This window comes from Streptomonospora halophila, from assembly GCF_039542725.1.
Lineage (GTDB): Bacteria > Actinomycetota > Actinomycetes > Streptosporangiales > Streptosporangiaceae > Streptomonospora > Streptomonospora halophila.
The window spans coordinates 168,840-190,680 of sequence record NZ_BAABIK010000003.1 but is presented as its reverse complement, the minus strand read 5'-3'; the positions used below and the strand labels follow the sequence as shown (position 1 = coordinate 190,680).

The window sequence follows — 21,841 nt, the reverse complement described above, 5'->3', positions numbered from 1 at the left end:
GGGGTCCGTCATGGGGATGTCTCTCTGGTTGCGGGGGAAGTCGCTCACGCCTGGAGGACGTCCAGCAGGCGTTCGGCATCGTGGGGCTTGAGCAGTCCGGCGGCCAGAGCGCGATCAGCCGTCAGGCGGGCGAGGGCCACATAGGCGGGCACGCTTTCGGGCGAATGGCGGCGCAGTTCGTCGATGTGGGCGGACACGGTCTCGGTGTCGCCGCGCAGAACCGGGCCGCTGAGGCCGTCCATACCCAGCCGCAGACCGTTGTCCAGGGCGGCGCCAAGGAGCGGCCCCAGCATGCGCGCGGGGTGCTCGACACCCGCGGCACGCAGCAGCGAGGCGCTTTCGGCGACCAGGGTGACCAGGTGGTTCGCGCCACCGGTCAGGGCCGTGTGGTACAGGGTGCGGTGCTCCTCCGCGATCCACACGGGTTCGGCCCCCATCTCCACGACCAGCGCCTCGGCGATGGGCCGCAGGGCGTCGGGAGCTGTCACGCCGAAGGAGCAGCTGGCCAGGCGGTCGAGGTCCTCGTCGCGGCCGGTGAAGGTCATCACCGGGTGCAGGGCGAGGGGGAGCGCTCCGGCGGAGGTGGCCGGCGCGAGCGCGTGGAATCCGTGTGCGCCGCTGGCGTGGACCAGGAAGGTGCCGGTGAAGTCCGCGCCGGTCTCGACGAGCCCGCCCACGAGCGGTTCCAGCGCGTCGTCGGGCACGGTGAGCAGGACAAGGTCGGACTCGGCGACGACCTCGGCTGGCTCGGCGATGCGCGCCGAGGGCAGGCGCCGGGCCGCGCGCTCGCGCGAGGCCTCGGAGACCGCGGAGGCCGCGACCACCCGGTGGCCCGCGCGCTCCAACGCCGCCCCCAAGACCGATCCGACCCGGCCGGCGCCGACGACGCCGACGCTCAGCCGAGCCGGCCGCTGCGTGTTCTCCGCCTGCTGCATCGCACCTCGTTCCAGTCCACCCGGGTACCGGACATCTGCGCGGCCAGCTTACTTTCAGCCGAGGGCATGGGTGTCCATGCCACCCGTGCGGGGGTGGGGGTGGGGGTGTGGGGGTGGGGGTGTGGGGGTGGGTGGGTGCGGAGGTGAAGGGTGCGGGCGCGGGGTGTGGGGGTTTGGGGGTGTGGGTGTGGAGGCGGGAGGTGGTGAGGTAGAGCCCAGGGAGCGAGGGGCGGTGTGCGGGTTGCGCAGGGAGGGTGGTGAGGGCGGTAGAGGGGCGGGCGCCTGGGATGAGGCGCCGATCGCCCCGCGCGGGCGCCAGGGGCACGGGACGCCGCGCGCGGGGGTGGGGGACGGACGATGCGGTGCACCGACCCGCCGAGTCGAGCGCGACCGCTGCCCGCGGCTCAGTCGGTGTTGATCATGACTCCGTTGTTCTGGCAGCCCGCTCCGGAGGTGCCGAGGGTGGACGAGGAGTTGCCGCAGCCGTTCGTCGTGTTCTCGGAGTCGACCCAGGACCCGTTGCCACCGGAGACGGAGCCGCCGTTGCCTGCGGGGATGACGTCCGAGTAGGGGTAGGCGGCGGCGTAGGCGGGGGTGGCGCCGAACAGGACCGCGCCGGAGGCGGCGGCGACTGCAGCGGCGGCGAGGGACTTCTTCAGCACGTGGCTTCCCTTCTTGGGAGACCGGTCGGGGGCGGCCGGTCGTCCTGGTCGTTTGCGTCCGGGCGCCCTGCATCCTCGGGCGCCTGGCAGGGATGTAGCCGTCGGCACCCTCACTCACACACACGTTCACCTGCATCCATAACGGAAAGAGGCTGGTACCGCACTCTTAGTGAACGGACTTGTCCGGACATGGGGCGGGGTGCCTCGCACGTGTACCACCACACCAGAGGCCGAATGAGACCCAGGCCACACTCCTCGCTCCCCAGCAGCCCCGGTTCCGCGCACGAGCTATCGGGAGTTTCGGCGACAAAACTTCTGCCCCCGTTGCGGTCACACAGAATCACCACACGACACCCACCACCGGAACCGGTTCGGACCGGAACCGCCCAACGGAGCAGCATCGGCCGTTCCCGGCCCGGCCTGCGAAGACCGGCCCCCGTGCCCGCGGTCACGCGGGCGACGAAGCAGCAACGGCCGTGGAAGGTCCAGCCCGCGCACACCACACCCGGTGCCCACCGGTGACGCCCCCGACGAAGCAGCAACGACAGCGCAGGGTCAACCCGCGCACATCGCACCCGGTGCCCACCGGTCACGCGCCCGACGAGGCACCAACGGCCGCGGAGGGTGCAGCGCGCGAGCATCGGTCCCGGCACCCGCCAGCCACGCAGGCGACGAGGCGGGAAAAGCAGCGGAGGACCCAGCCTCAGGACATCGGTCCCGGTACCCGCCGGTGACGCCCCCGACGAGGCAGCAACAGCCGTGGAAGGTCCAGCCCGCGCACATCGCACCCGGTGCCCATCGGTCACGCGCCCGACGAGGCAGCAACAGCCGTGGAAGGTCCAGCCCGCGCACATCGCACCGGGTTCCCGTCGGTCACGCATGCGACGGTTCAGCGCGTGAGCATCGGACCCCGCGCCCGCCGGCCACGCAGGCGGCGCGGCACCAAAAAGCAGCGGAGGGCCCAACCTCAGGACATCGGTCCCGGTACCCGCCAGTCACGCGCCCGACGCGGCAGCGACGGCCGCGCACGGGGGTGCAGGCGCCGAAGGCACTGGAGTTTGACGTTCCGGTCATATCGGCACCCCCTGCTGGCACGGGAAGCACGATCCGCGCTCGAACAGCGGAGAGGCACCGCCACCCCGCCATCATTCCGCAATCCGAAAGAGTGGCGGTCGATTTGCCCGCTATGTCAGTATTGACGCCCACCGCATGCACCCGAATGGCAACGAAACCGCCAGAACCAGCGCCGAGAAGCCTCGGAGAGTGTATTTGGCGCATGTCGTCGCCCTCGCGGAAGCAGGGGGCATGCAATCCGGGGGGCAAATCGGTCAAAGTGGTATAAGTTCTCTAACCAGAAGACCCACTGCGGCGCGCCGGGGTGCAGGGGCATGCATCAGAGCGGTTTCGTCGCCCTCTCGACGGCCGCCATCCACTCCTACTCGGCCACAGTCGCCTGGATTGCGTGGTTCATCCCATCCGGACCGTCACCCCCTCTCCGCGACAGGGCGGAGGGCGACATCGGAGCCCCGAACAGCGCGAAGCCGGCGCCGCCCGTGGACGACGCCGGCTCGCGGTGCTCGGTGGGTGCCCCCGCTTGGCGGAAGCACGCGGCGCAGTGTTACTCCCAGACCATCGCGCCGGACTTGTGGCAGGCACCGCCGCCGTTGCCGAGGATGCCGATTCCGTTGCCGCAGACGTTGACCGGGACGTTCAGGTCGGCGACGATCTGGTTCCCGCCCAGGATCGAGCCGTTGCCCGAGGTCATGATGTCGTCGTCGGCGGAAGCGCTCGGCGCGCTCGCGAGGATCGCGCCGGCCGCGGCGGCGGTCAGGGCACTGGCGACCAGGGTCTTCTTCAGCACGTGGATTTCCCCTTATCCAGGCCGGGCGGACAGGGCCACCCGGGATTGTCGACTGTGCGTGAGAACACGATTACACATCGCGTTCGAGACACCAATCTAGCCACACACTCGCACCCGCGTCCCGTCTTTTCATCAACTCGGCGAAAGCGAATAACTGGCGGCAATCATTCAGGCACTTAGCGTGGCACGTATTGTCCGGACATTCCCCTACGAACCTCCGGGCCAGACAGGCCTTCGCGGCGACCACCGGCCGGCCATGTGACACACGCCACAGGCGCCTGTATTTCACCGCGCCCGGGGCGGACCGGTCGGTCAGCGCGCCGAAGGCGGCGGCTCGCTACGGGTTGCCCAGCGCTCGGGCCCCGCGTTCGAGTGGCGGGCCGCGTGCCCGAAGGCGGCCATGCCGTCGACGATCCGGCGCGCCTCCGCGATCTCACGGCCGCTCGCGTGCGCCCGGATCGGTCCGGGCGGCGTGTCGGCCTCGACCGTGGCCACTCCACGCCGGCGGCTCACCGGGCCGGCGGTCATCCGGATGCTCTGGGTCCGCGTATGCGGCACGATCTCGGTGACGCGGCACACCCGGCCGCGGCGTGCGACGAACAACTGCTCGTCGACGCCGAGATCGCCGTCGCGGGCCCGCCCGCCCGCGGCCGGGTGCAGGGCCGTTCGGGAGACGTCAGCGCCGGCGAAGAGCTCACGGACCAGCAGGTAGGCGATCCGCCGCGGGACGACGGGGAGCAGGGTCGAGGAGTCCATCTGCCGCTCGCCGACGTAGCCGGCCACGTTGGCCTCCACCCGCACGACGCCCATCGCGCGCCACAGCAGCGGCTCGACGATGCGCACCGCCTGCACCCGTCCCGGCGGCACGGTCTGCATGCGCGCCTGGAAGATCCCGTAGCGCAGCCGCAGCCCGTCGGGTGACAGGGAGCTGTAGAAGTCGGTGTAGCGCATCAATGGGCCGAGGAACCCGCGCATCAGACCCAGGAGCAGCGGCACGGCGCCGCCGAGGACCCCTGCTTCGAACAGGCCGGTGCTGCTGACGACCGCACCGCCGGCGGCGATGAGGAGCACGAACAGGACCACGCTGCCCAGCACGGGCAGCCGGAAGGCGAGGGCGCCCAGAAGCAGCCCGAACGGCAGCCGGAAGAACGGCCATTCCGGCGCCTTCGGCGTGCTGCCCGCGAGCCCCGCGGCGTGGGCGAGCAGCGCGGCCCGCAGCCGTTCCGCCCGCCCCCACGACAGGTACCGCAGCCTGATCTCGCTGGAGTCGCCTCCGGCGAGCTCCACGCGCAGTTCGGCCAGGCCCAGGACCTGCATGGGCAGCGGACGCACGACGTCCACGGCCTGCAGGCGGCTCAGCGGGATCTCGCGCGACGAGCGGCGGAGCAGGCCGGAGTGGACGACCAGGTGGTCGTCGCGGAGCCCGAAGGAGGAGTTCCACCAGGCCAGCAGCGCGAACGCGACGGCGCCGCAGGCGACCGCCAGCGTCATCAGCAGGACCCAGACGAGGCCGAACTGGACCAGCAGTGCTCCCGGCAGGGCCAGGAAGACGAGAGTGACCAGGAGGACCTGGAGGGGCACGGAGGCCCAGTGCGTGCGGTGGGCGCCATGGGCGATGTCGGGCTCGCTCGGCCCCGCCTGGACCGCCCCGGTCTGCGGCGCTGCCTGGCCGGGGTGAGCGGGATGGCCCGCGACCGTCGGCGGAAGGAAGCGCACGGGCCCGTCGGCGGGACGGGGCGCGTTCGGCGCCATACCGCCGTGTCCGGGTGGGCCGAGCGGCCCCCAACGACCGGGCGAAGCAGCATCCGGCGAACCCCCGGGACCGGCCTGACCGGACGACACGTCCGGCGCCCTACCGCCGTGCCCAGGCGGACCGACCGGCCCCCCATAACCGGGCGGGGCCGCACCCGGCGGCCCGCCGACGCTCGTGCCGCCCGCGCCCGGCGCGTCCGGCGCCATACCGCTGTGCCCAGGCGGAGCGACCGGCCCCCAACGACCGGGCGAAGCAGCATCCGGCGAACCCCCAGGGCCGGCCTGACCCGACGATGCACTCTGCGTGAAGCCGGACCCCGGACCGTACTGCGTCGTGCCGGGCCCGTAAGCGGGCGGGGGCGGCGCGGACTGCGCTGGTCCGGCGCCGTAGTGCGACACGCCCGACGCACCCTGAACCGACGTGTGCGAAGCCGACTGCTCGGGGCGGCCGGGATCGCCGGCGGGCGGACGCGCCCATTGCTGCGGGGCCGCGCCGGCCGGCGGCTGCGCCGCGGCTCCGCTGGGCGGCGACGGGTGCGCGGGCACGATCCTGGGGCCTGGTCGGCGCTTCGCCTGTCCGGCGGGGTGCTGGCTGTCCGACTCGGCGACGGGGACGCCGGACGCGTCCGTGCCGACCACGTCGGCGCCGGGCGCACCGCCGCCAGCGGTGCGGGCGGCTGCGTCCTCCCAGCGTCCTGGGGCACCGCCGTCGCCATCGAGGCGCTGGGCCTCTCCGCCGGTACCCGTCCCGAGGAGATCGCCTTCGCCCTCGTCAGCGCCGCCGGGCGCGTTCGACCGCTGGGCAGCGCCCGCATGCGTAGCGGGCTCGGCGATACCGCCCAGCGGGCCGTCGCCGGTGCACCGGTCCGGGCCGCCGCCGAACGATCCGCGCGTGACACTCGGCGGCCCGGGGGCCTCCTCCGAGCCGCCGGCGGCGTCGCCCCCGGTACGCGCGGCGCTGTCCGACTCTGCGGCGGCAGGTGAACCCGCCCCGGATGCCGCGCCGATGTCCTTCGGCTGATCACCTACCGCGCCACGGGCGCCGCGATGCCCCGGCCCGGCATCAGATGCCGCACGCGTCGGCCCCGACTCGCCACCGGCGGCATCGCCGTCCGCACCCGCGGCGTGGAGCGGGCCGTCATCGGAAGACGTGGCGTGATCCCTCGCCTGGTCGCCGACTGCGGCCCACGGAAGCCGCGGGCCGTCATCGGCCGATCGTTCCGCGCCCGGCTGCTCCACTGCGGCCTCTTCAGCCGGACCGGCCGAGCCGGTAGCCGGGTCCTCGGATTCGCCGTGGGGCACGTCGGCCGCGCCGTCGGAGCGGGATGACGCACGCGCGGACGGGCTCTGGTCCGAATCGAGGTCATCGGCGCCGCGCGGCGCGTAGTAGGGACGGTCCGCGATCGGGGGAGGCGCCACCTGCTCGTGGCGGTGGGTGTCCGTCGGCGCGGTCACGGGGCGGAGTTCGGACAGGCCGCGCGCGGCGGGACGTTCGAAGACCCAGTCCTCGGCGCCCTCGTCCGGGTCCGGCTCGCCGTGCGCCGAGGGCGCACCCGGTTCGCCCGCCCATCCGCGCACCGCCGCTTCACGAGCGTCGGACTCGTCCCGGCGCGTTGTCTCGGCGGGCGCGGCTGCGGCCTCGTCGTTTTCACCGCCGACAGCTTCCGCGGGCGGCTGCCGCGCGGAACGGTCCCGGCCGGTGCCGCGGCCGGTCCCCTGTCCGGTGTTCTGGTGTTCGTCCCCCTGCGCCTCCGGCTCCCCACCGCTGCCGGAACCTGCAGCCGCACCACCGGGACCCTCGCCCTCCGACTCCCCACCGGCGAAGGGCTCACGGTCACCAAAGCCCGCTCCGCGGCCGCCCTCGCGACCCGGACCGGCCTCCGCGGCCTCAGCCATGAACCACCCCTCGGCCGACACCACCGACCGATCCCCACGGCCCGCACCCGCCGCGGCACCGGCACCTTGCGAGCCCCGGCCGTCGCCGCGGCCGGTCCCCTGTCCGGTGTTCTGGTGCTCGTCCCCCTGCGCTTCCGGCTCCCCACCGCTGCCGGAACCTGCAGCCGCACCACCGGGACCCTCGCCCTCCGACTCCCCACCGGCGAAGGGCTCACGGTCACCAAAGCCCGCTCCGCGAACGCCCTCGCGACCCGGACCGGCCTCAGCCATGAACCACCCCTCGGCCGACACCACCGACCGATCCCCACGGCCCGCACCCGCCGCGGCACCGGCTCCGCTTTCGGCTTCGGGGCCGGCATCGGGCGCATCGTCGCTCCGCGCGTCACGCTCGTCTTGCGCGGCCTCCGAGGACACCGCGGCTTCGCCGGCTTCCTCAGCGGCATCCGGATCGTTCCGGGGTTCGGCGGGCTCGGGACCGAACCACTCGGCGGCGGGGTGCGCCGGGTCGGCGGACTCGGACGGTCGCGGGCGGGCGCCCGGGGAACCGGAGTCCGGCCTGCGGCGGCCGTCGGCGGGCCTGCCGCCGGCGGGCGGACCGGACGCGGGGTGGTCGGCGTCGCTCACGGATCACAGCCCCGTCGAGAAGGTCTCGCTGCGCGCGGCCAGTCGGTCGCGCAGCTGCACGGCGTCGTCCAGGCGCAGGCCCGGGATGCGGGAGTCGGCGGTCGTCGCCGCCGTGCGTACCTGCACCGTGGCCATACCCAGCGTCTGTTCCAACAGGTCGGAGGTGACGTCGACGACCTGCATGCGCCCGTACGGGATCACCACCAGCTGGCGGGTGACCAGGCCGTAGGTCAGGTACAGGTCGGTCTCGCCTTCGGCGTAGCCCCAGGTGGCGCGGATGGCGCGGGCGGCCCACCACCCCGCGGCGCCGCCGGCGGCCACCAGAACGGCCCAGGCGAGCGCCCACACCCAGCCGACGGCCCACAGCGCCGCCCCGCCCAGCAGCAGCACCGGGACGAGCACGGCGAGCATCACCAACCTGCGATACCAGGTCAGGGACGTCGACACACGGGTCCACGAGCTGCCCTCCGGCGCGGCAAAGGCAGCCTCGATGCGCGCGGCGCGCGCCTCGCGGCCGACCGGCTGGGAGGTCGCGGACGTGTCCTGTTCGGTCGGCGGCCCGCTGTCCTCCCGCGGGCTGGAGGCGGTTTGCTCGGAGACTGGCTCAGACGCGGCAAAGTCCACGATTCCAGTCAATCATCCCGATGCCACTCCGCGGCGGCGCCGCGCACAGGGCAGGACGAACCGCCCGACAGCACCCCCAAGCGGCGGTTTCCGGCGTGCCGCACTGCTCCGAGCGGGTGCACGCGCAGCATGCCCGAGAGGAGGGGATTCGCCATGGCACGTCCCCTGACCGCCGCTCGGCGCCCGATGGACGAGTGGAGTCGTGCGCCTCGGCCGTTGCCGACCCTCCCGGCGCAGGGGAGAGAACACGTCGACGAAGGGCCGGGCAGGACCCGGCTCGGACTCCTGGCGAGCGGGCACGTCGAGAACACGGTCGGCTCCGGCGCGGCACTGCTGTTCGCGATCGCGGCCCCAGGTCGGCGCTCGGCTACGCCGGCGTGCTCACCGCGGGAGGCGCGGCCCGACTCCCCCGGCTCCCTCTAGGACGACTCCTGCCCCGCCGAGTCGTCCGGGACGCGGCAGGCGTACTCCAGGTACAGCGCCGCCGCGAGGAGGACCGCGGCCGACAGCAGGGTGCCCCCGGCCGTCAGGGCGTCGGTGCGGACGTCGACCGCGCCGAGGCGGTCGAGCAGGGAGACCAGCATCCCGGCGAAGGCGCCCACGGCGATCGACGCGAACACCGCGCTCGCCTTGGCCAGGGCCACCAGCCTGGCGGTGCTCAGCGGCTCGATCGGCTCGGTGCCCGGCACCCGGCGGATCCGCCGCCGGGTGTGCACCGCCGTGATGGCCTCGGCGGCGGCGAGCAGCAGCAGCGTGGGGATGGCGCTCCACGGCAGCATCGGGATCGCGCCGTAGACCTCGTCGATCACCAGGAAGGCCGCCACCGCCGAGACGACCGCGACCGCCGACGGCGTCTGCCAGCCCGTCGGCCGGATCCGGCCCTCGCCGTTGTCGCCCCCGTCGCCGGAGCCGCCGCCGCTCCGGTGGTCCTCGGGCCCGTCCTCGTTGTCGTCGTACACAGTCCTCACAACCTCAAAGACGCCGATGCCCCTGATCCCCGATGACCGGTCCACGCCCCCGCCCGGCGGCGCTCACACCCGCAGCTCCAGGTCGTCGCGGCGGTTCAGCTCCTGGCCCCCGACCGCCGCGAGCAGGTCGAGCACCGCTCCGCGGCCGGCGATCTCGGCGCCGGGGTCGACGTCGGACCAGGGCCGCAGCACGAACGCCCGCTCGTGGGCGCGCGGGTGCGGCAGCGTGAGCCGCGGGTCGTCGCTGCGCTCGCCGCCGACCGCGATGATGTCGACGTCCAGGGTCCGCGGCCCCCACCGCACGCCGCGCACGCGGCCCAGCGCCTCCTCGACCGACTGCGCTCGCTCCAGCAGCACGTCGGCGGGCATGGTGGTGTCGGCGGTGACGACGGCGTTGAGGAACGGCTCCTGCTCCGGGCCGCCCACCGGGGCGGTCTCGTAGACCGGCGACAGTGCCACCGGTTCCAGACCCGGCGCGTCGAACAGCGCGTCCACGGCGCTCTGCAGGGCGGTCATCCGGTTGCCCACGTTGCTGCCCAGGGACAGCACCACCCGGCGCGGCGCCGCCAGTCCGCTCATCGTCCACCCCCTCGACCGGCCGTCGCCGACAGCCCCGCGCGGCTCACGCTTGTTCCCGCGGGTCTCCGCCCGCCTCCTTCTCGTTCCTGCGCACGATCGTGACCGCCACGTCGTCGAAGGCGTGCGGGATGGGCGCCTGCGGCTTGTGCACGGTCACCTCGGCACGGCGCACTCTCGGCTCGGCCAGGCACACCCGCGCCAGGCGCTCGGCCAGCGCCTCGATCAGGTCGAGCGGCTCGCCCCGCACGACGGCCACCAGGGCCTCGGCCAGCTCACCGTAGTGCACGGTGTCGGCGAGGGCGTCGCTGCGCCCCGCCTCGCCCAGGTCCAGGCCGAGCTCGACGTCCACGACGAAGTCCTGGCCCTCGCGGCGCTCGTGCTCCAGCACGCCGTGGAAGCCGCGGGCACGCAGGCCGCTCAGCCGGAGGCGGTCCAGCTCCTCGCTCACACGATGTCCCCGTCCCCGTCCTGCTCGCCGTCCTCGTCGCTCTCGTCGAGGAGGACCGGCGAGGCGTGGTGCGACCACAGCCGCCAGCCCTCCGGGGTCCGCACGAACATGTTCGTGGTCACGACCTGCCCGCCCGCGACGAAGCCCGGCGTGTCGTCCTCGGCGGTGAGCACGTTCTCCTCGCAGGTGACCATGGCCACCTCGCCGCTGACGCCGATGTGGGTCTCGGTGAGCACGTACTGGATGTAGGGCACGTTCGCCATGATCAGCGCCCAGGCGCGCATGATCTCGGCGCGGCCGCGCAGCAGCGGCCAGCCCGGGTTGACGCAGACCAGGTCGGGGGCCTCGTCCTCCTCGGCCCACACGCGGCGCATCAGGTCGATGTCGCCGTTCTCGATGGCGCCGTAGAACTGCGCGTTGGCCTCGGCGACGCGCTCCATGACCTCCTGGCGGGACCTCACACGCCGCTCCGGCCGATGAGGTCGCCGCGCCCTTCGTCCAGGAGCGCCCCGCCGGTGCGCCATGCCGCGGCGACCCGCACCGCGTCGGCGTTGGGCCGCACGTCGTGCACGCGAACGCACCATGCCCCCTGGGCGGCGGAGAGGGTGGTCAGCGCGATCGTCGCGTCGTCGCATGCGGTGAAGTCGCGCGCGTTGCCGTCGGCGTCGCTGAGCAGTCGGCCCAGGAAGCGTTTGCGGGAGCCTGCGATCAAGAGTGGACGCCCCAAGTCGTTGAATCGGTCGAGATGGGCGAGCAGCGCCCAGTTGTGGGCGCGGTCGGGCAGCTTGGAGAACCCCAGTCCGGGGTCGAGGACGATCTGGCCGGGGTCGACTCCGTCGTCGGCCATCGCCGACAGGCGGTCGCGCAGCTCGTCGTGGACCTCCTGGACCACGTCGTCGTAGCGGGCGCGGTCCTGCATCCGGTGGCTGTGCCCGCGCCAGTGCATCAGCACGTAGGCGACGCCGGTCTTGGCGACCAGCCGGGCCATGGCGGGATCGGCGAGCCCGCCGCTGACGTCGTTGACCAGCCGCGCCCCGGCCTCGACCGCGTGGGCGGCGACCTCGGCGCGCATGGTGTCGACGCTGACGGCGATGCCCTGCCGCGCCAGCTCGCGGACGACCGGCCCGATGCGGCGCAGCTCCTCGTCGCGGGAGACGCGCTGGGCGCCCGGCCGGGTGGACTCGCCGCCGACGTCGACGATGTCGGCGCCCTCCTCGGCGAGGCGGACACCGTGCTCGACGGCCTTCGCCGTGTCGAACCAGCGCCCTCCGTCGGAGAAGGAGTCCGGGGTCACGTTCACGACGCCCATCACCAGGCATCTCCGCCGGATCGGAAGCCCGGGGAGGTCCCGGCCCGAGGGCAGCGGGGCAGAACCGGCTCCGGCGCCCTCCCACTGCTCGGACCCGTTCGCTTCGATAGCCGTGATCTTCTCTTCCCCTCCCGTACGTGGGCCGCCGCGGCTGACGGGGATCGTGCGATCAGCCTACGAGAACCCCGGCTTCCGCTGCGACCCGCCCTTTGATCGATCATGCCGGGCGCCACCGCCGCGGGTCGACCGGTTGCGCTCTGGGCCGAAAGCCGGGTCGGGGGTTAGGAGGGTGCAGGGCGGCGCACGCCGGCGCAGTCCGGCGCGGCAGGTCGGCGCTCTGCTGCCGGAGTGTCGGAGGGAGAGCGGAGGCGCGGCGCCCGCGGAGCTCAGTGGTGCCCGAGGATCAGGCTCATCGCCTCGGCGCGGGTGCGGTCGCGGTTGCGGAAGTCGCCCCGCACCGCCGACGTCACGGTCTTGGCTCCGGGCTTGCGCACCCCGCGCATCGTCATGCACAGGTGCTCGGCCTCGATCACCACGATCACCCCCCGCGGCTCCAGCTGGGTCATGATGCCGTCGGCGACCTGGGTGGTCAGCCGCTCCTGCACCTGCGGGCGGCGCGCGTAGACGTCCACGAGCCGGGCGATCTTGGACAGCCCGGTGATCTGGCCCTTGCTGTTGGGGATGTAGCCCACGTGCGCGCTGCCGTAGAAGGGCACCAGGTGGTGCTCGCACGTCGAGTACAGCTCGATGTCGCGGACCAGCACCATCTCCTCGTGGCCGGCCTCGAACACCGTGGTCAGCACGTCCTCGGGCTGCTGCCCCAGGCCGGCGAACTGCTCTTCGTAGGCGCGCGCCACCCGGGCGGGGGTCTCGCGCAGGCCCTCGCGGTCGGGGTCCTCGCCGATGGCGACGAGGATCTCCCGGACCGCCTTCTCGATGCGGGCGTGGTCGACGGCGTGCCGCTCCGGCACGACCAGCGGAATGTCGGTGTCAGGCTCGGGGCCCTCGGCACTCACACCTGGTCCCCGCTGCCGTCCTCGGACTCGCCCGACTGCCGCCCGCTGCCGTTGACCCCGCCCGCGGGGCCGCCCTCGGCGGACTCGCCGCCGCGGTCGGACTCGCTCCACGGCTCGCCGCCGGAGTACTCGCCCTGGCCGTTGCCCGAGGAGACGTCCTCCAGGTCGCGCGGGCCCAGCACCGCCAGCTCCTTGGGCGTCTTCACCGGCGGACGCGAGGAGGGCTGGCGCTTGCCGTAGCCGGTGTAGGAGCCGCGCGAAGGACGCTTGGCCACCGGAGCGAAGATCTCCAGGACCTCCTCCTTGGACAGGGTCTCCTTGTCCAGCAGGTGCAGCACCAGGTCGTCGAGGACGGCGCGGTAGTCGACCAGGATCTCCCACGCCTCGTCGTGGGCCGACTCGATGAGGCGGCGCACCTCCTCGTCGATCACCGAGGCGATCTCCTCGGAGTACTCGCGCGAGTGCGACATCTCGCGGCCCAGGAACGGCTCGGAGTTGCCGCTGCCGAACTTGCGCGCCCCCAGCCGCTCGCTCATGCCGTACTCGGTGATCATGTTGCGGGCCAGGCTGGTGGCCTTGTCGATGTCGTTGGCCGCGCCTGTGGTGGGCTCGTGGAAGACCATCTCCTCGGCGGCGCGCCCGCCCAGCATCATGGCGAGCTGGTCCATCATCTCCGAGCGCGAGGTGAGGAACTTGTCCTCCATCGGCACGGACATGGTGTAGCCCAGCGCGCGGCCGCGCGGCAGGATGGTGATCTTGTGTACCGGGTCCGCGTGCGGCAGCGCGTGGCCGACCAGGGCGTGCCCGCCCTCGTGGTAGGCGATGACCTTCTTCTCGGCGTCGGACATGACGCGGGTCTTGCGCTCGGGACCGGCCATCACCCGGTCGATGGCCTCCTCCAGGGTGGCCAGGTCGATCAGGTTGTGCCCGGCACGGGCCGCCAGCAGGGCGCCCTCGTTGACGACGTTCTGCAGGTCGGCGCCGGTCATGCCGGAGGTGCGGCGGGCGATGACGTCGAGGTCGACGTCGTCGGCCATCGGCTTGCCCTTGGCGTGGACCTCCAGGATGCCCTTGCGGCCCTCCATGTCGGGGCGGTCCACGACGATCTGGCGGTCGAAGCGGCCGGGGCGCAGCAGGGCCGGGTCGAGGATGTCCGGGCGGTTCGTGGCGGCGATCAGGATGACCCCGCCCTTGATGTCGAACCCGTCCATCTCGACGAGCATCTGGTTCAGCGTCTGCTCGCGCTCGTCGTGGCCGCCGCCCATGCCGGCGCCGCGGTGGCGCCCGACGGCGTCGATCTCGTCGACGAAGATGATGGCCGGCGCGTTGGCCTTGGCCTGCTCGAACAGGTCGCGCACCCGGGAAGCGCCCACACCGACGAACATCTCGACGAAGTCGGAACCGGAGATGGAGTAGAACGGGACGCCGGCCTCGCCCGCGACGGCGCGTGCGAGCAGGGTCTTACCGGTGCCGGGAGGGCCGAAGAGCAGCACGCCCTTGGGGATCTTCGCGCCCATCGACTGGAACTTCGAGGGGTTCTGCAGGAAGTCCTTGATCTCCCCGAGCTCCTCGATGGCCTCGTCGGCGCCCGCGACGTCGGCGAACGTGCTCTTGGGCGTGTCCTTGGTGATCAGCTTGGCCTTGGACTTGCCGAAGTTCATCACGCGGCCGCCGCCGCCCTGCATCTGGTTCATGATGAACAGGAAGATGGCGATGATGATGATCAGCGGCAGGAAGCTGAACAGCAGCGACACGAACATGCTGTCCTGGGGGACCTCGATGTCGTAGGACTGGAGGTTCCCGCTGCCGTCGGCGTTGTCGCCGTCCTGTTCCAGGTTTTCGAGCCGCTGCGCGATCTCGTCGCCCTGGCCGGCGACCCAGTAGGCCTCATAGACCTTGCCGCCGGTGGTGGTCACCTCGATCCGCTGTTCCTTGTCGACCAGCCGGGCGTTGTCCACCTTGTTCTGGGCGATCAGGTCGAAGACCTTGGAGGAGTCGACCTTCTCCGGCTCGGTGCCCGAGCCCAGGCCGGTGAACTGGAAAACGGCGATAATCAGCAGGCCGATGGCCACGATCCAAAGCCACGGCCCGCGGTACAAGCGCTTGAGATTCATCTATCCGGAACCCCGCTGGGTCCGTCCCTCCTGACCAGCCGGCTTGCCCCGAAAACCGCAGGGGTCGGCGCGGCGGCGGTGCCGGGCGCGGGCGCGTACGCGCCGTTTGCCAAACCCGCACCGCTTGGCCGAGTAGCCCCATGTGGCCGCCGGAAGCGGAACCTATCGGACACGTTTTCCTTCATGCACTGCGCTGGGCCTGCGATTTCGCGCAGACTCCCGCAGTTCCCCACAACGCCGGGATAATCGACCGTACACCCCGTTCATCACCGGGTGCACTCACGCTCCCCCGCGTTCGCGGACGGTGGAAACCGTCATGCCTCCAACGCGTGGGAAGGGGCGTGTTGTTCCCGACCGCCCTCGCCGTCACCCCGAACGCGGCGCCCGCCGCCCCGGCGGCCCCTCTTCCGGCCGCGCGGCGCGGTCCCGCCGGCGGCTTTCAGCTCCGGTAGACGTGCGACGCCAGGGTGCCGATCAGGGGGAGGTTGCGGTACTTCTCGGCGTAGTCCAGCCCGTAGCCGACGATGAACTCGTTGGGCAGGTCGAAGCCGACGTAGCGTACGTCCAGCTCCACGTCGAAGGCGAGCGGCTTGCGCACCATCGTGCAGATCTCCACCGAGGCCGGCCCGCGCGACTTCAGGTTCCCCACCAGCCAGGAGAGGGTGAGCCCCGAGTCGATGACGTCCTCGACGATGAGGACGTTGCGGTCCTTGATGTCGATCTCCAGGTCCTTGAGGATCCGCACGACACCCGAGGACGTCGTGCCCGCCCCGTAGGAGGACACCGCCATCCAGTCCATCTCGCAGGGATGGTGCAGCGCGCGGGCGAGGTCGGCCATCACCATGACCGCGCCCTTGAGGACCCCGACGAGCAGCAGGTCCTTCCCGGCGTAGTCAGCGTCGATCTCGGCGGCCATCTCGCCCAGCCTGGCGTTGATCTGGCTCTCGGTCACCAGGACCTTCTCCAGATCCTCGCCCATGTCTTTCGCGTCCACGCTTGGCTGACCTCGCTGCTCAGGTCGGGATTGGCAGAACGCCCCCAGAATAGACGGGCGCCGGCGGCCGGCGTGCTCCGGCGCCCCCGCGGCCGGCGCACCGGAGCACGCGGCCGCGCTTGCGGCCGGCGGCGCGGCGGTCCGGCGATCGGGCGGGAGGCCGTCCGCAGGACGCGGCCGCGGGCGCGCGGCACCGGGGGCCGGTGTGAGAGTGATCATTCCGCGGCGTGTCAGGTCGTCGGCGCAGCTCAGGAGGGTCGGTCACCATGGCCCCCGTCGCCCGCGGCCGGGTCGAAGGCGATCCGGCCCTGGCGGCGCACGCCGCGGATCCCGCCGGGCAGGTCGACGTGCGCCTGCCCGCGCCAGTCGGAGACCAGCCGGTCCAGCTCGGCCACGTGCACCGCGAACAGCGAGCCCGCCGGCGCGCCGGCCGCCACGGCGGCCCGCCGGAGCAGCCGGGTGCGCACCGCGCGCGGCAGCTCCGCAAGGGAGGCGGCGTCCAGTGCGGTGTCGGCGCCCGCGCCCTCGCGCACCTCCGCTTCGGCGGCACGGGTCCAGGCGTCCAGCGCCTCGGCGTCGTCGCGCAGCAGGTCGGCGGTGCGGGCGAGCGCCTCGGCGATGCCGGGGCCCAGGGTTCGCTCCAGAACGGGCAGCGCGTCGGTGCGCACGCGCGAACGCGCGTAGGCGGGGTCGGAGTTGTGCGGGTCGGACCACGCCTTCAGGCCCATGTCCGCGCAGGCGGTGTGCACCTGCGCGCGCGGCGCCGCCAGCAGCGGCCGCAGATAGCGCCCGCTGCGCGCCGGCATTCCCGAGAGCGAGCGGCCGCCCGAGCCGCGCGCCAGGCGCAGCAGCACGGTTTCGGCCTGGTCGTCGCGGGTGTGGCCGAGCAGCACGGCGGCGGCGCCCAGTCGGCGCGCGGCCTCGTCCAGGGCGGTGAAGCGGGCGCGGCGAGCGGCCGCTTCGGGCCCGCCCTCGGCCCCCACCCGCACGGCGACGCTCTCGGCCGGGTCCAGGCCCAACCCGCGCATCGTCGCGACGACCTCGGCGGCCCGCTCGGTGGAGCCCTCCTGGAGCCCGTGGTCGACGGTGACCCCTCCGGCGCGCAGTCCCATCCTCGGTGCGGCGAACGCGGCGGCGCCCGCCAGCGCCAGCGAGTCGGCGCCTCCGCTGCAGGCCACCAGCACCAGCGAGCCCGCATCCAGCCCCGACAGTGCGCCGCGGACGGCGCTGCGCACCGCGGCGACGGCGGGCGGCGGGCCGGTCACGGCCGGCCTCCCGCCGCGGCGGGCCTCACTCCCGCGGCGAACCGTCCGCGGACCCGCCCCCGGGCGGCGGGCCGGCAGGGCTCTGCCCGGATTCCCGCGGAAGCGCGGCGGGGCGCACGACGCGGTCGATCCAGGAGTCGGGGTTGCGGATCTCCTTGATGGTCGGCAGGGTCTCCGGCGACTCCCACACGCGGTTGAAGTCGGCCATGCCCACCTGCGAGACCACGGAGCGCACGAAGGCCGCACCCTCCTCGTACTGCTTCATCTTCAGGTCGATCCCCAGCAGCTGGCGGATGACCCTGTCGACGCGGTTGGCGCCCTCGCGGCGGCGCTGGAAGCGGCGGCGGATCTCGGCGACCGTGGGCACGACCTCGGGGCCGACGGCGTCCATCACGTAGTCGCCGTGGCCCTCGGCCAGCGACATGACCGCGGTGATGCGGTCCATGATCTCGCTCTGCTCCTCGCTCTGGAACACCTCGATGAGGTTGCCGTCGCCGCCGCGGATCGCCTCGGCGACGGCCTCGCCGGCCGAGCGCAGGCGGTTGAGCAGGTCGCCGGCGTCGATGTTGGAGGCGAGCAGCATCTCCTGCATCTGCTGCTGCACGTAGTCGCGCAGCCAGGGCGAGGAGGTGAACTGCATGCGGTGGGTCTCCTCGTGGAGGCAGACCCACAGCCGGAAGTCGCGGGGGTCCACGTCGAGCTCGCGCTCGGTGTGGACGATGTTGGGGGCGACGAGGGTGAGCCGCCCGGTGGGCGCCCGGCCGTCGGGGTCGGGCGGCAGGAAGAGCTCGTACTGGCCCAGCACCCGGCCGGCCAGATAGGAGAGCACGGCGCCGAGCTGGACGCCGGTGACGCGCGAGCCCACCGCGGTGGTGAGCTGGGCGGCGCTGCCGTCGTTCAGGCGTTCGCCGCCGAGTCGGTCGAGTATGGGTTCCAGGACGACCCGGAACCCGTCGACGTTGGCCTTGATCCAGCCGGGACGGTCCACCACGACCGCCGGTCCCGCAGGCTCAAGGGGTTCCATACCGGTGAACTCCCGCACGTGGCCCTGCGCGGTGACGGACAGCTCGCGCAGCTGCGCCACCGCCTGGCGGGCGTCGGCGAGGTCCACCTGCGGACCGGGCCGGACGAGTCGGACACCGGTGCTGACGGCTACGTCCCAGTCGATCAAACTCACGTCTTCACCGTACCCATGAAACCGCCGAACGGGCGGGCGGCGCGGGTATTTCCGGGTTTCCTCAGGGAAGTTCCCGATGCGGACCGCCGGGGCCGCCGCCGCGGGCGCCGCAGGCGCCGGCCTGCCGGCGCGGGGCCGCGGCGGTCGGCGTCCGGCGGCGCCCGGCGCGGCCTACCGGCAGCCGCACTCGGCGATGGCTGCGGCGAAGGTGTCCAGGGTGCTGCCCAGCGCGGCGGGGTCGTTGGCCATGAACGCGAACGCCAGCAGACGGCCGTCGGAGTCGTAGGCGGTGCCCGCGAGCGTGCTCACCCCGTTGAGCGTGCCGGTCTTGGCGCGGATGCGCCCGGCGCCGGCCTGGGAGCCGCTGGCCGAGGAGTAGCGGTCGGTGAGGGTGCCGGTGAAGTGCGCGGTGGGCAGGCCGCTCAGCGCCGGGTACAGCTTCGGCCGCTCCGCGGCCAGCCGCACCAGCTCGACCAGCGCCTTGGGGGTGATGTGGTTGTTCACCGACAGCCCGCTGCCGTCCTCGGTGTGCACGTTCTGCACGCCGAGCTCCCGCATCACCTCGGCCACGCCCTCGGCGCCGCCAGCGAAGGAGGCCTCGTGGCCGCGGGCGAGGCCGACCTTGTGGAACAGCGCCTCGGCGATGTTGTTGTCGCTCTCCAGCAGCATCCACTCCACCAGCGACGAGATCGGCGGCGACTGGACGGAGGCGACGGGCTCGGCCCCCTCGGGCGCCTCGGCGGGGGCGGGCTCGCCGGAGACCTCGACGCCGGCGGCCTCCAGCTGCTCGGCGAAGGCGTCGGCCGTGACGCCGGGCGGGTCGCCGACGCGCTGGCTGTAGTGGTCGTAGCGGTCGACGCGGCCGCCGTCGAGCATCAGGGCGTGCACCGTGGAGACGCTGCCCTCGTCGACGTAGCCCGGCTTCCAGCCCGGCGCCATGTCGGAGCCGCGGTAGAGGGAGTCGTCGTAGCTGAGGTGCACCGAGTCGGTCCCGGACTCCTGCAGCGCGGCGGCGGTCTCGGCGGCGAGGTCTTCGAGGCTGGCCGGGCGCGGGTAGTGGTCGAACCCGTTGTCGGAGGTGAGGGTGGGGTCGCCGCCGCCGACGAGCACGAGCCCGCCGTTGTCGTCGCGCACCACGTCGGTCGACAGCCGCGCGGAGGGGCCCGCGGCGTGCAGTGCGGCGACAGCGGTGACTAGCTTGGTGGTGGAGGCGGGGACGGCTCCGTGGTCGGCCTCGCGCCCGTAGAGGCGCTCGCCGGTCTCGGCGTCGGCCACGTAGGCGTAGAGCCCATCGGCGATACCGGAGGCCGACATGGGATCATCGAGCTTGTCCCGGAGCCGCTCCGGATCCACCTGGGCGGCGTTCTGCTGCGCCGCGTCGGGCGCGTCCTCGGCGAAGGCGACAGGGTAGGGCATCGTCGCGGGTGGGCGGGAATCGATGATGTCGATCGCGACGACGCCTGCCACCAGCACGAATATGTTGAGGACGGCCAACGCTGACAGCGCTCGGGCCCGTACCTGCCGCACCCTGGACCTGCCTTCCGTTGGCATGCGACGACCTTTGACTGTTTTAGCGACACTAGCCGTAGAGGAAGCCGAGAACAGCATGGAATTCGACGTCACGATCGAGATCCCCAAGGGCGAGCGTAATAAATATGAGATGGATCACGAAACAGGACGTATCCGTCTGGACAGGATGCTGTTCACGTCGACGAGCTACCCGGCCGACTACGGCTTCATCGAGGGCACGCTCGGCGAGGACGGCGACCCGCTGGACGCGCTCGTCCTGCTGAAGCACCCCACCTTCCCGGGGTGCCTGATCCGCTGCCGCGCGGTGGGCATGTTCCGCATGCGCGACGAGGCCGGCGGCGACGACAAGGTGCTGTGCGTGCCGGCGACCGACCCGCGCATGGAGCACCTGCGTGACATCCACCACGTCAACGAGTTCGAGCGCCTGGAGGTCGAGCACTTCTTCAGCGTCTACAAGGACCTGGAGCCCGGGAAGTCGGTGGAGGGCGCCACGTGGGTGGGCCGCCACGACGCCGAGCAGGAGGTCATCGCCTCGGTCAAGCGCGCGGAAGAGCACGGGGTGCACGGCGACACCTCCCACATCAAGGTGAGCGAATAGGCCGCCGAAGGGCCGATCCGGTGTGGGACGCCGCCGTGCCGCCTGCCGCGGCCCGGCGGGCTCCGAAGGACCCGGCCGCGGTCTGAGGCGGGGCCGGAGGGGGCCTGCGAGTGAGGTCGGCGAAGCGTGCGGCGCCGGGCGCCGTGGCGGCGCACGCGGTCGGCCGCCCGGCCTGATCGCGACCGCTCAGGCCGAGTCGAGATACCGCCCGATCCGCTCGGCGACGTGTTCGACCTGCTCCGCGGAGAGCACGTCGCCTCGGGCGAGGATGTGCCGGACGGCGGGGCGGGGGCGGGACAGCAGCACCCGTCCCAGCTCCACGACCGACTCCGGCCGCCGCCCGGCGACCAGGATGACCGCTACGGCGGGGGCCGCGGGTGCCGGTCCCGGCGCGTCCGCGGAGTCCGGGTCCGCCTCGCCGCCCGCCGCGGCGCGGTCCAGGCCGGCGGCCTGCTCCTCCAGGCGCTGGGCGAGCCGGTCCGCCGGGGCACCTCCGACGCGCCATCCGCGCGGGCCGTGCCATGCGGCCGATCGCCCGGTGGCCGCCAGCAGGAACACGCCTGCAGGCCCGACCGCCACATGGCGGGCGGGGCCGTCGGGGACCAGCCGGTAGCCGCGGGCGCGCAGGGCCCGCAGCGCCGGGCCCGGTCCGCTGGATCGCGGCACGCGCCGCCCGACCGTGCCCGACAGGACGTAGGTGAGGGCGGTCAGGCCGGCCACCAGCGCACCGGCGCGCCAGTCCACGAAGCCGGCGGCCATCACCCCGGCGGCGGCGCTGACCAGCGCGCTCGCTCCGATCCGGGCCCATCTTCCCGCGGGCGCGGCGGAGGACTGCCCGCTTCTGCCGGGCCGCACCGCTCCGTCGCCCCCCAACGATCACCTCCGGCGCGACCCGCCCCGCAGGCGCGCACTCGTTCTCGTCCCGCTTCGCCGCGACCGGCGCCGGACGCCGGGGCCTTCGCCGGAACCGCGGCCCCTGCGCCGGTTCCGGTCTTTTAGCGGTCTCTTATGCCATCACCGATTCAGGCGGCACCGCAACGCGTTTACCTAAATTTGGCCCGGACAGATCCCATGATTCCGGACTCTGCCGAAGCCGGCACTGCGCCTCCCGCCCGCACCGGACGGCTCCGGGTCGGGTCTCCCGGCGGGCGTCAGCGCCGGACCCGGCGCGGCGCGTGACGCGGACGACACACCCGAGTGACCGGCGTGCACTTGACACCCCGGGGCGGGCTTGGTGTTCTTAGCGGTATGCATCCGCGCACCCGTACTGATCGATCCTCCATGGCTCGCAGCGCCCACTCCGGCGCTCGCCGTGCGGTCGGTGTGCGCTGCCTGTGTTGCTGTCCGGCCCGCCGCGACCACCGCTGAGCCGGGTCGCGCCGCAGGCGGTCGCCTGACGGCGCGTCTTCGTTCTCGTTCGCATTCGTTCGCTTTCCGCCGGTCCCGCCGGAACCGCCGCCGCGCGGCGGCGGCCGCCGCGAGGACTCCG

General features: G+C 73.1%; 18 protein-coding genes. 1 reads left to right on the top strand and 17 read right to left on the bottom strand.

Features of this window, described 5'->3' with window-relative positions; translation table 11 throughout:
- Positions 1–44: 44 nt before the first annotated feature.
- From ABEA15_RS04385 to dacB, 16 genes are all read right to left on the bottom strand, one after another.
- Positions 45–935: a Rossmann-like and DUF2520 domain-containing protein gene (locus ABEA15_RS04385; protein ID WP_345555591.1), complete on the bottom strand. Its 891-nt coding sequence runs from the start codon at positions 933–935 to the stop codon at positions 45–47.
- 404 nt (positions 936–1,339) lie between these two features.
- Positions 1,340–1,597, bottom strand: a complete 258-nt coding sequence (locus ABEA15_RS04380; RefSeq protein ID WP_344140788.1) for a DUF320 domain-containing protein — start codon at positions 1,595–1,597, stop codon at positions 1,340–1,342.
- A gap of 1,618 nt (positions 1,598–3,215) precedes the next feature.
- A complete protein-coding gene (locus ABEA15_RS04375) occupies positions 3,216–3,458 on the bottom strand; it encodes a DUF320 domain-containing protein (protein ID WP_344140789.1) in 243 nt (80 codons plus the stop codon).
- A gap of 312 nt (positions 3,459–3,770) precedes the next feature.
- Entirely contained in the window at positions 3,771–5,210 is a 1,440-nt protein-coding gene (locus tag ABEA15_RS04370) for a PH domain-containing protein (RefSeq protein WP_345555590.1), read from the bottom strand.
- A gap of 2,523 nt (positions 5,211–7,733) precedes the next feature.
- Positions 7,734–8,177: a PH domain-containing protein gene (locus ABEA15_RS04365; RefSeq protein WP_345555589.1), complete on the bottom strand. Its 444-nt coding sequence runs from the start codon at positions 8,175–8,177 to the stop codon at positions 7,734–7,736.
- A 596-nt stretch (positions 8,178–8,773) separates the two neighbouring features.
- Positions 8,774–9,313: a DUF3180 domain-containing protein gene (locus ABEA15_RS04360; RefSeq protein ID WP_345555588.1), complete on the bottom strand. Its 540-nt coding sequence runs from the start codon at positions 9,311–9,313 to the stop codon at positions 8,774–8,776.
- 72 nt (positions 9,314–9,385) lie between these two features.
- Positions 9,386–9,901, bottom strand: coding sequence for a 2-amino-4-hydroxy-6-hydroxymethyldihydropteridine diphosphokinase (folK, locus tag ABEA15_RS04355; protein ID WP_345555587.1), 516 nt, complete (start codon positions 9,899–9,901; stop codon positions 9,386–9,388).
- Between the two features lie 43 nt (positions 9,902–9,944).
- Positions 9,945–10,349: a dihydroneopterin aldolase gene (gene folB / locus ABEA15_RS04350; RefSeq protein ID WP_344140793.1), complete on the bottom strand. Its 405-nt coding sequence runs from the start codon at positions 10,347–10,349 to the stop codon at positions 9,945–9,947.
- Positions 10,346–10,810, bottom strand: coding sequence for a nuclear transport factor 2 family protein (locus tag ABEA15_RS04345; protein WP_344140794.1), 465 nt, complete (start codon positions 10,808–10,810; stop codon positions 10,346–10,348). Before ABEA15_RS04345 ends, folB begins: the two co-directional genes overlap by 4 nt.
- Positions 10,807–11,658 (bottom strand): dihydropteroate synthase, encoded by an 852-nt coding sequence (gene folP / locus ABEA15_RS04340; protein WP_344140795.1) that lies wholly within the window; start codon positions 11,656–11,658, stop codon positions 10,807–10,809. The genes ABEA15_RS04345 and folP overlap by 4 nt, the downstream gene beginning before the upstream one ends.
- 386 nt (positions 11,659–12,044) lie before the next feature.
- The gene (folE, locus tag ABEA15_RS04335; RefSeq protein WP_344141466.1) at positions 12,045–12,641 is read right to left on the bottom strand and encodes a GTP cyclohydrolase I FolE; all 597 of its coding nucleotides are present in this window, start codon (positions 12,639–12,641) and stop codon (positions 12,045–12,047) included.
- A 29-nt stretch (positions 12,642–12,670) separates the two neighbouring features.
- Entirely contained in the window at positions 12,671–14,788 is a 2,118-nt protein-coding gene (ftsH, locus tag ABEA15_RS04330) for an ATP-dependent zinc metalloprotease FtsH (protein WP_344140796.1), read from the bottom strand.
- Positions 14,789–15,227: 439 nt separating this feature from the next.
- On the bottom strand, positions 15,228–15,782 hold the full coding sequence (hpt, locus tag ABEA15_RS04325; RefSeq protein WP_345555586.1) for a hypoxanthine phosphoribosyltransferase: 555 nt from the start codon (positions 15,780–15,782) through the stop codon (positions 15,228–15,230).
- 248 nt (positions 15,783–16,030) lie between these two features.
- Positions 16,031–17,047, bottom strand: coding sequence for a tRNA lysidine(34) synthetase TilS (tilS, locus tag ABEA15_RS04320; protein ID WP_345555584.1), 1,017 nt, complete (start codon positions 17,045–17,047; stop codon positions 16,031–16,033).
- Positions 17,048–17,072: 25 nt separating this feature from the next.
- Positions 17,073–18,218 carry a zinc-dependent metalloprotease gene (locus ABEA15_RS04315; protein ID WP_344141467.1) on the bottom strand — a complete coding sequence of 382 codons (1,146 nt, stop codon included), beginning with the start codon at positions 18,216–18,218 and terminating at the stop codon, positions 17,073–17,075.
- Between the two features lie 177 nt (positions 18,219–18,395).
- Positions 18,396–19,691, bottom strand: a complete 1,296-nt coding sequence (dacB, locus tag ABEA15_RS04310) for a D-alanyl-D-alanine carboxypeptidase/D-alanyl-D-alanine endopeptidase (protein WP_345555583.1) — start codon at positions 19,689–19,691, stop codon at positions 18,396–18,398.
- Positions 19,692–19,830: 139 nt separating this feature from the next.
- Between dacB and ABEA15_RS04305 the strand changes: the two genes are divergently transcribed.
- Positions 19,831–20,352, top strand: coding sequence for an inorganic diphosphatase (locus ABEA15_RS04305; protein WP_344140802.1), 522 nt, complete (start codon positions 19,831–19,833; stop codon positions 20,350–20,352).
- Between the two features lie 186 nt (positions 20,353–20,538).
- Here the strand turns inward: ABEA15_RS04305 and ABEA15_RS04300 are convergent, their stop codons facing one another.
- A complete protein-coding gene (locus tag ABEA15_RS04300) occupies positions 20,539–21,225 on the bottom strand; it encodes a hypothetical protein (protein ID WP_345555582.1) in 687 nt (228 codons plus the stop codon).
- Between the last annotated feature and the right edge of the window lie 616 nt (positions 21,226–21,841).

What these genes read in the sequence shown, in the direction of transcription:
- ftsH (WP_344140796.1), bottom strand. Translation starts at nt 14,788, where the DNA reads ATGAATCTCAAGCGCTTGTACCGCGGGCCGTGGCTTTGGATCGTGGCC.
- folK (WP_345555587.1), bottom strand. Translation starts at nt 9,901, where the DNA reads ATGAGCGGACTGGCGGCGCCGCGCCGGGTGGTGCTGTCCCTGGGCAGC.
- ABEA15_RS04385 (WP_345555591.1), bottom strand. Translation starts at nt 935, where the DNA reads ATGCAGCAGGCGGAGAACACGCAGCGGCCGGCTCGGCTGAGCGTCGGC.
- folP (WP_344140795.1), bottom strand. Translation starts at nt 11,658, where the DNA reads ATGGGCGTCGTGAACGTGACCCCGGACTCCTTCTCCGACGGAGGGCGC.
- ABEA15_RS04305 (WP_344140802.1), top strand. Translation starts at nt 19,831, where the DNA reads ATGGAATTCGACGTCACGATCGAGATCCCCAAGGGCGAGCGTAATAAA.
- ABEA15_RS04370 (WP_345555590.1), bottom strand. Translation starts at nt 5,210, where the DNA reads ATGGCGCCGAACGCGCCCCGTCCCGCCGACGGGCCCGTGCGCTTCCTT.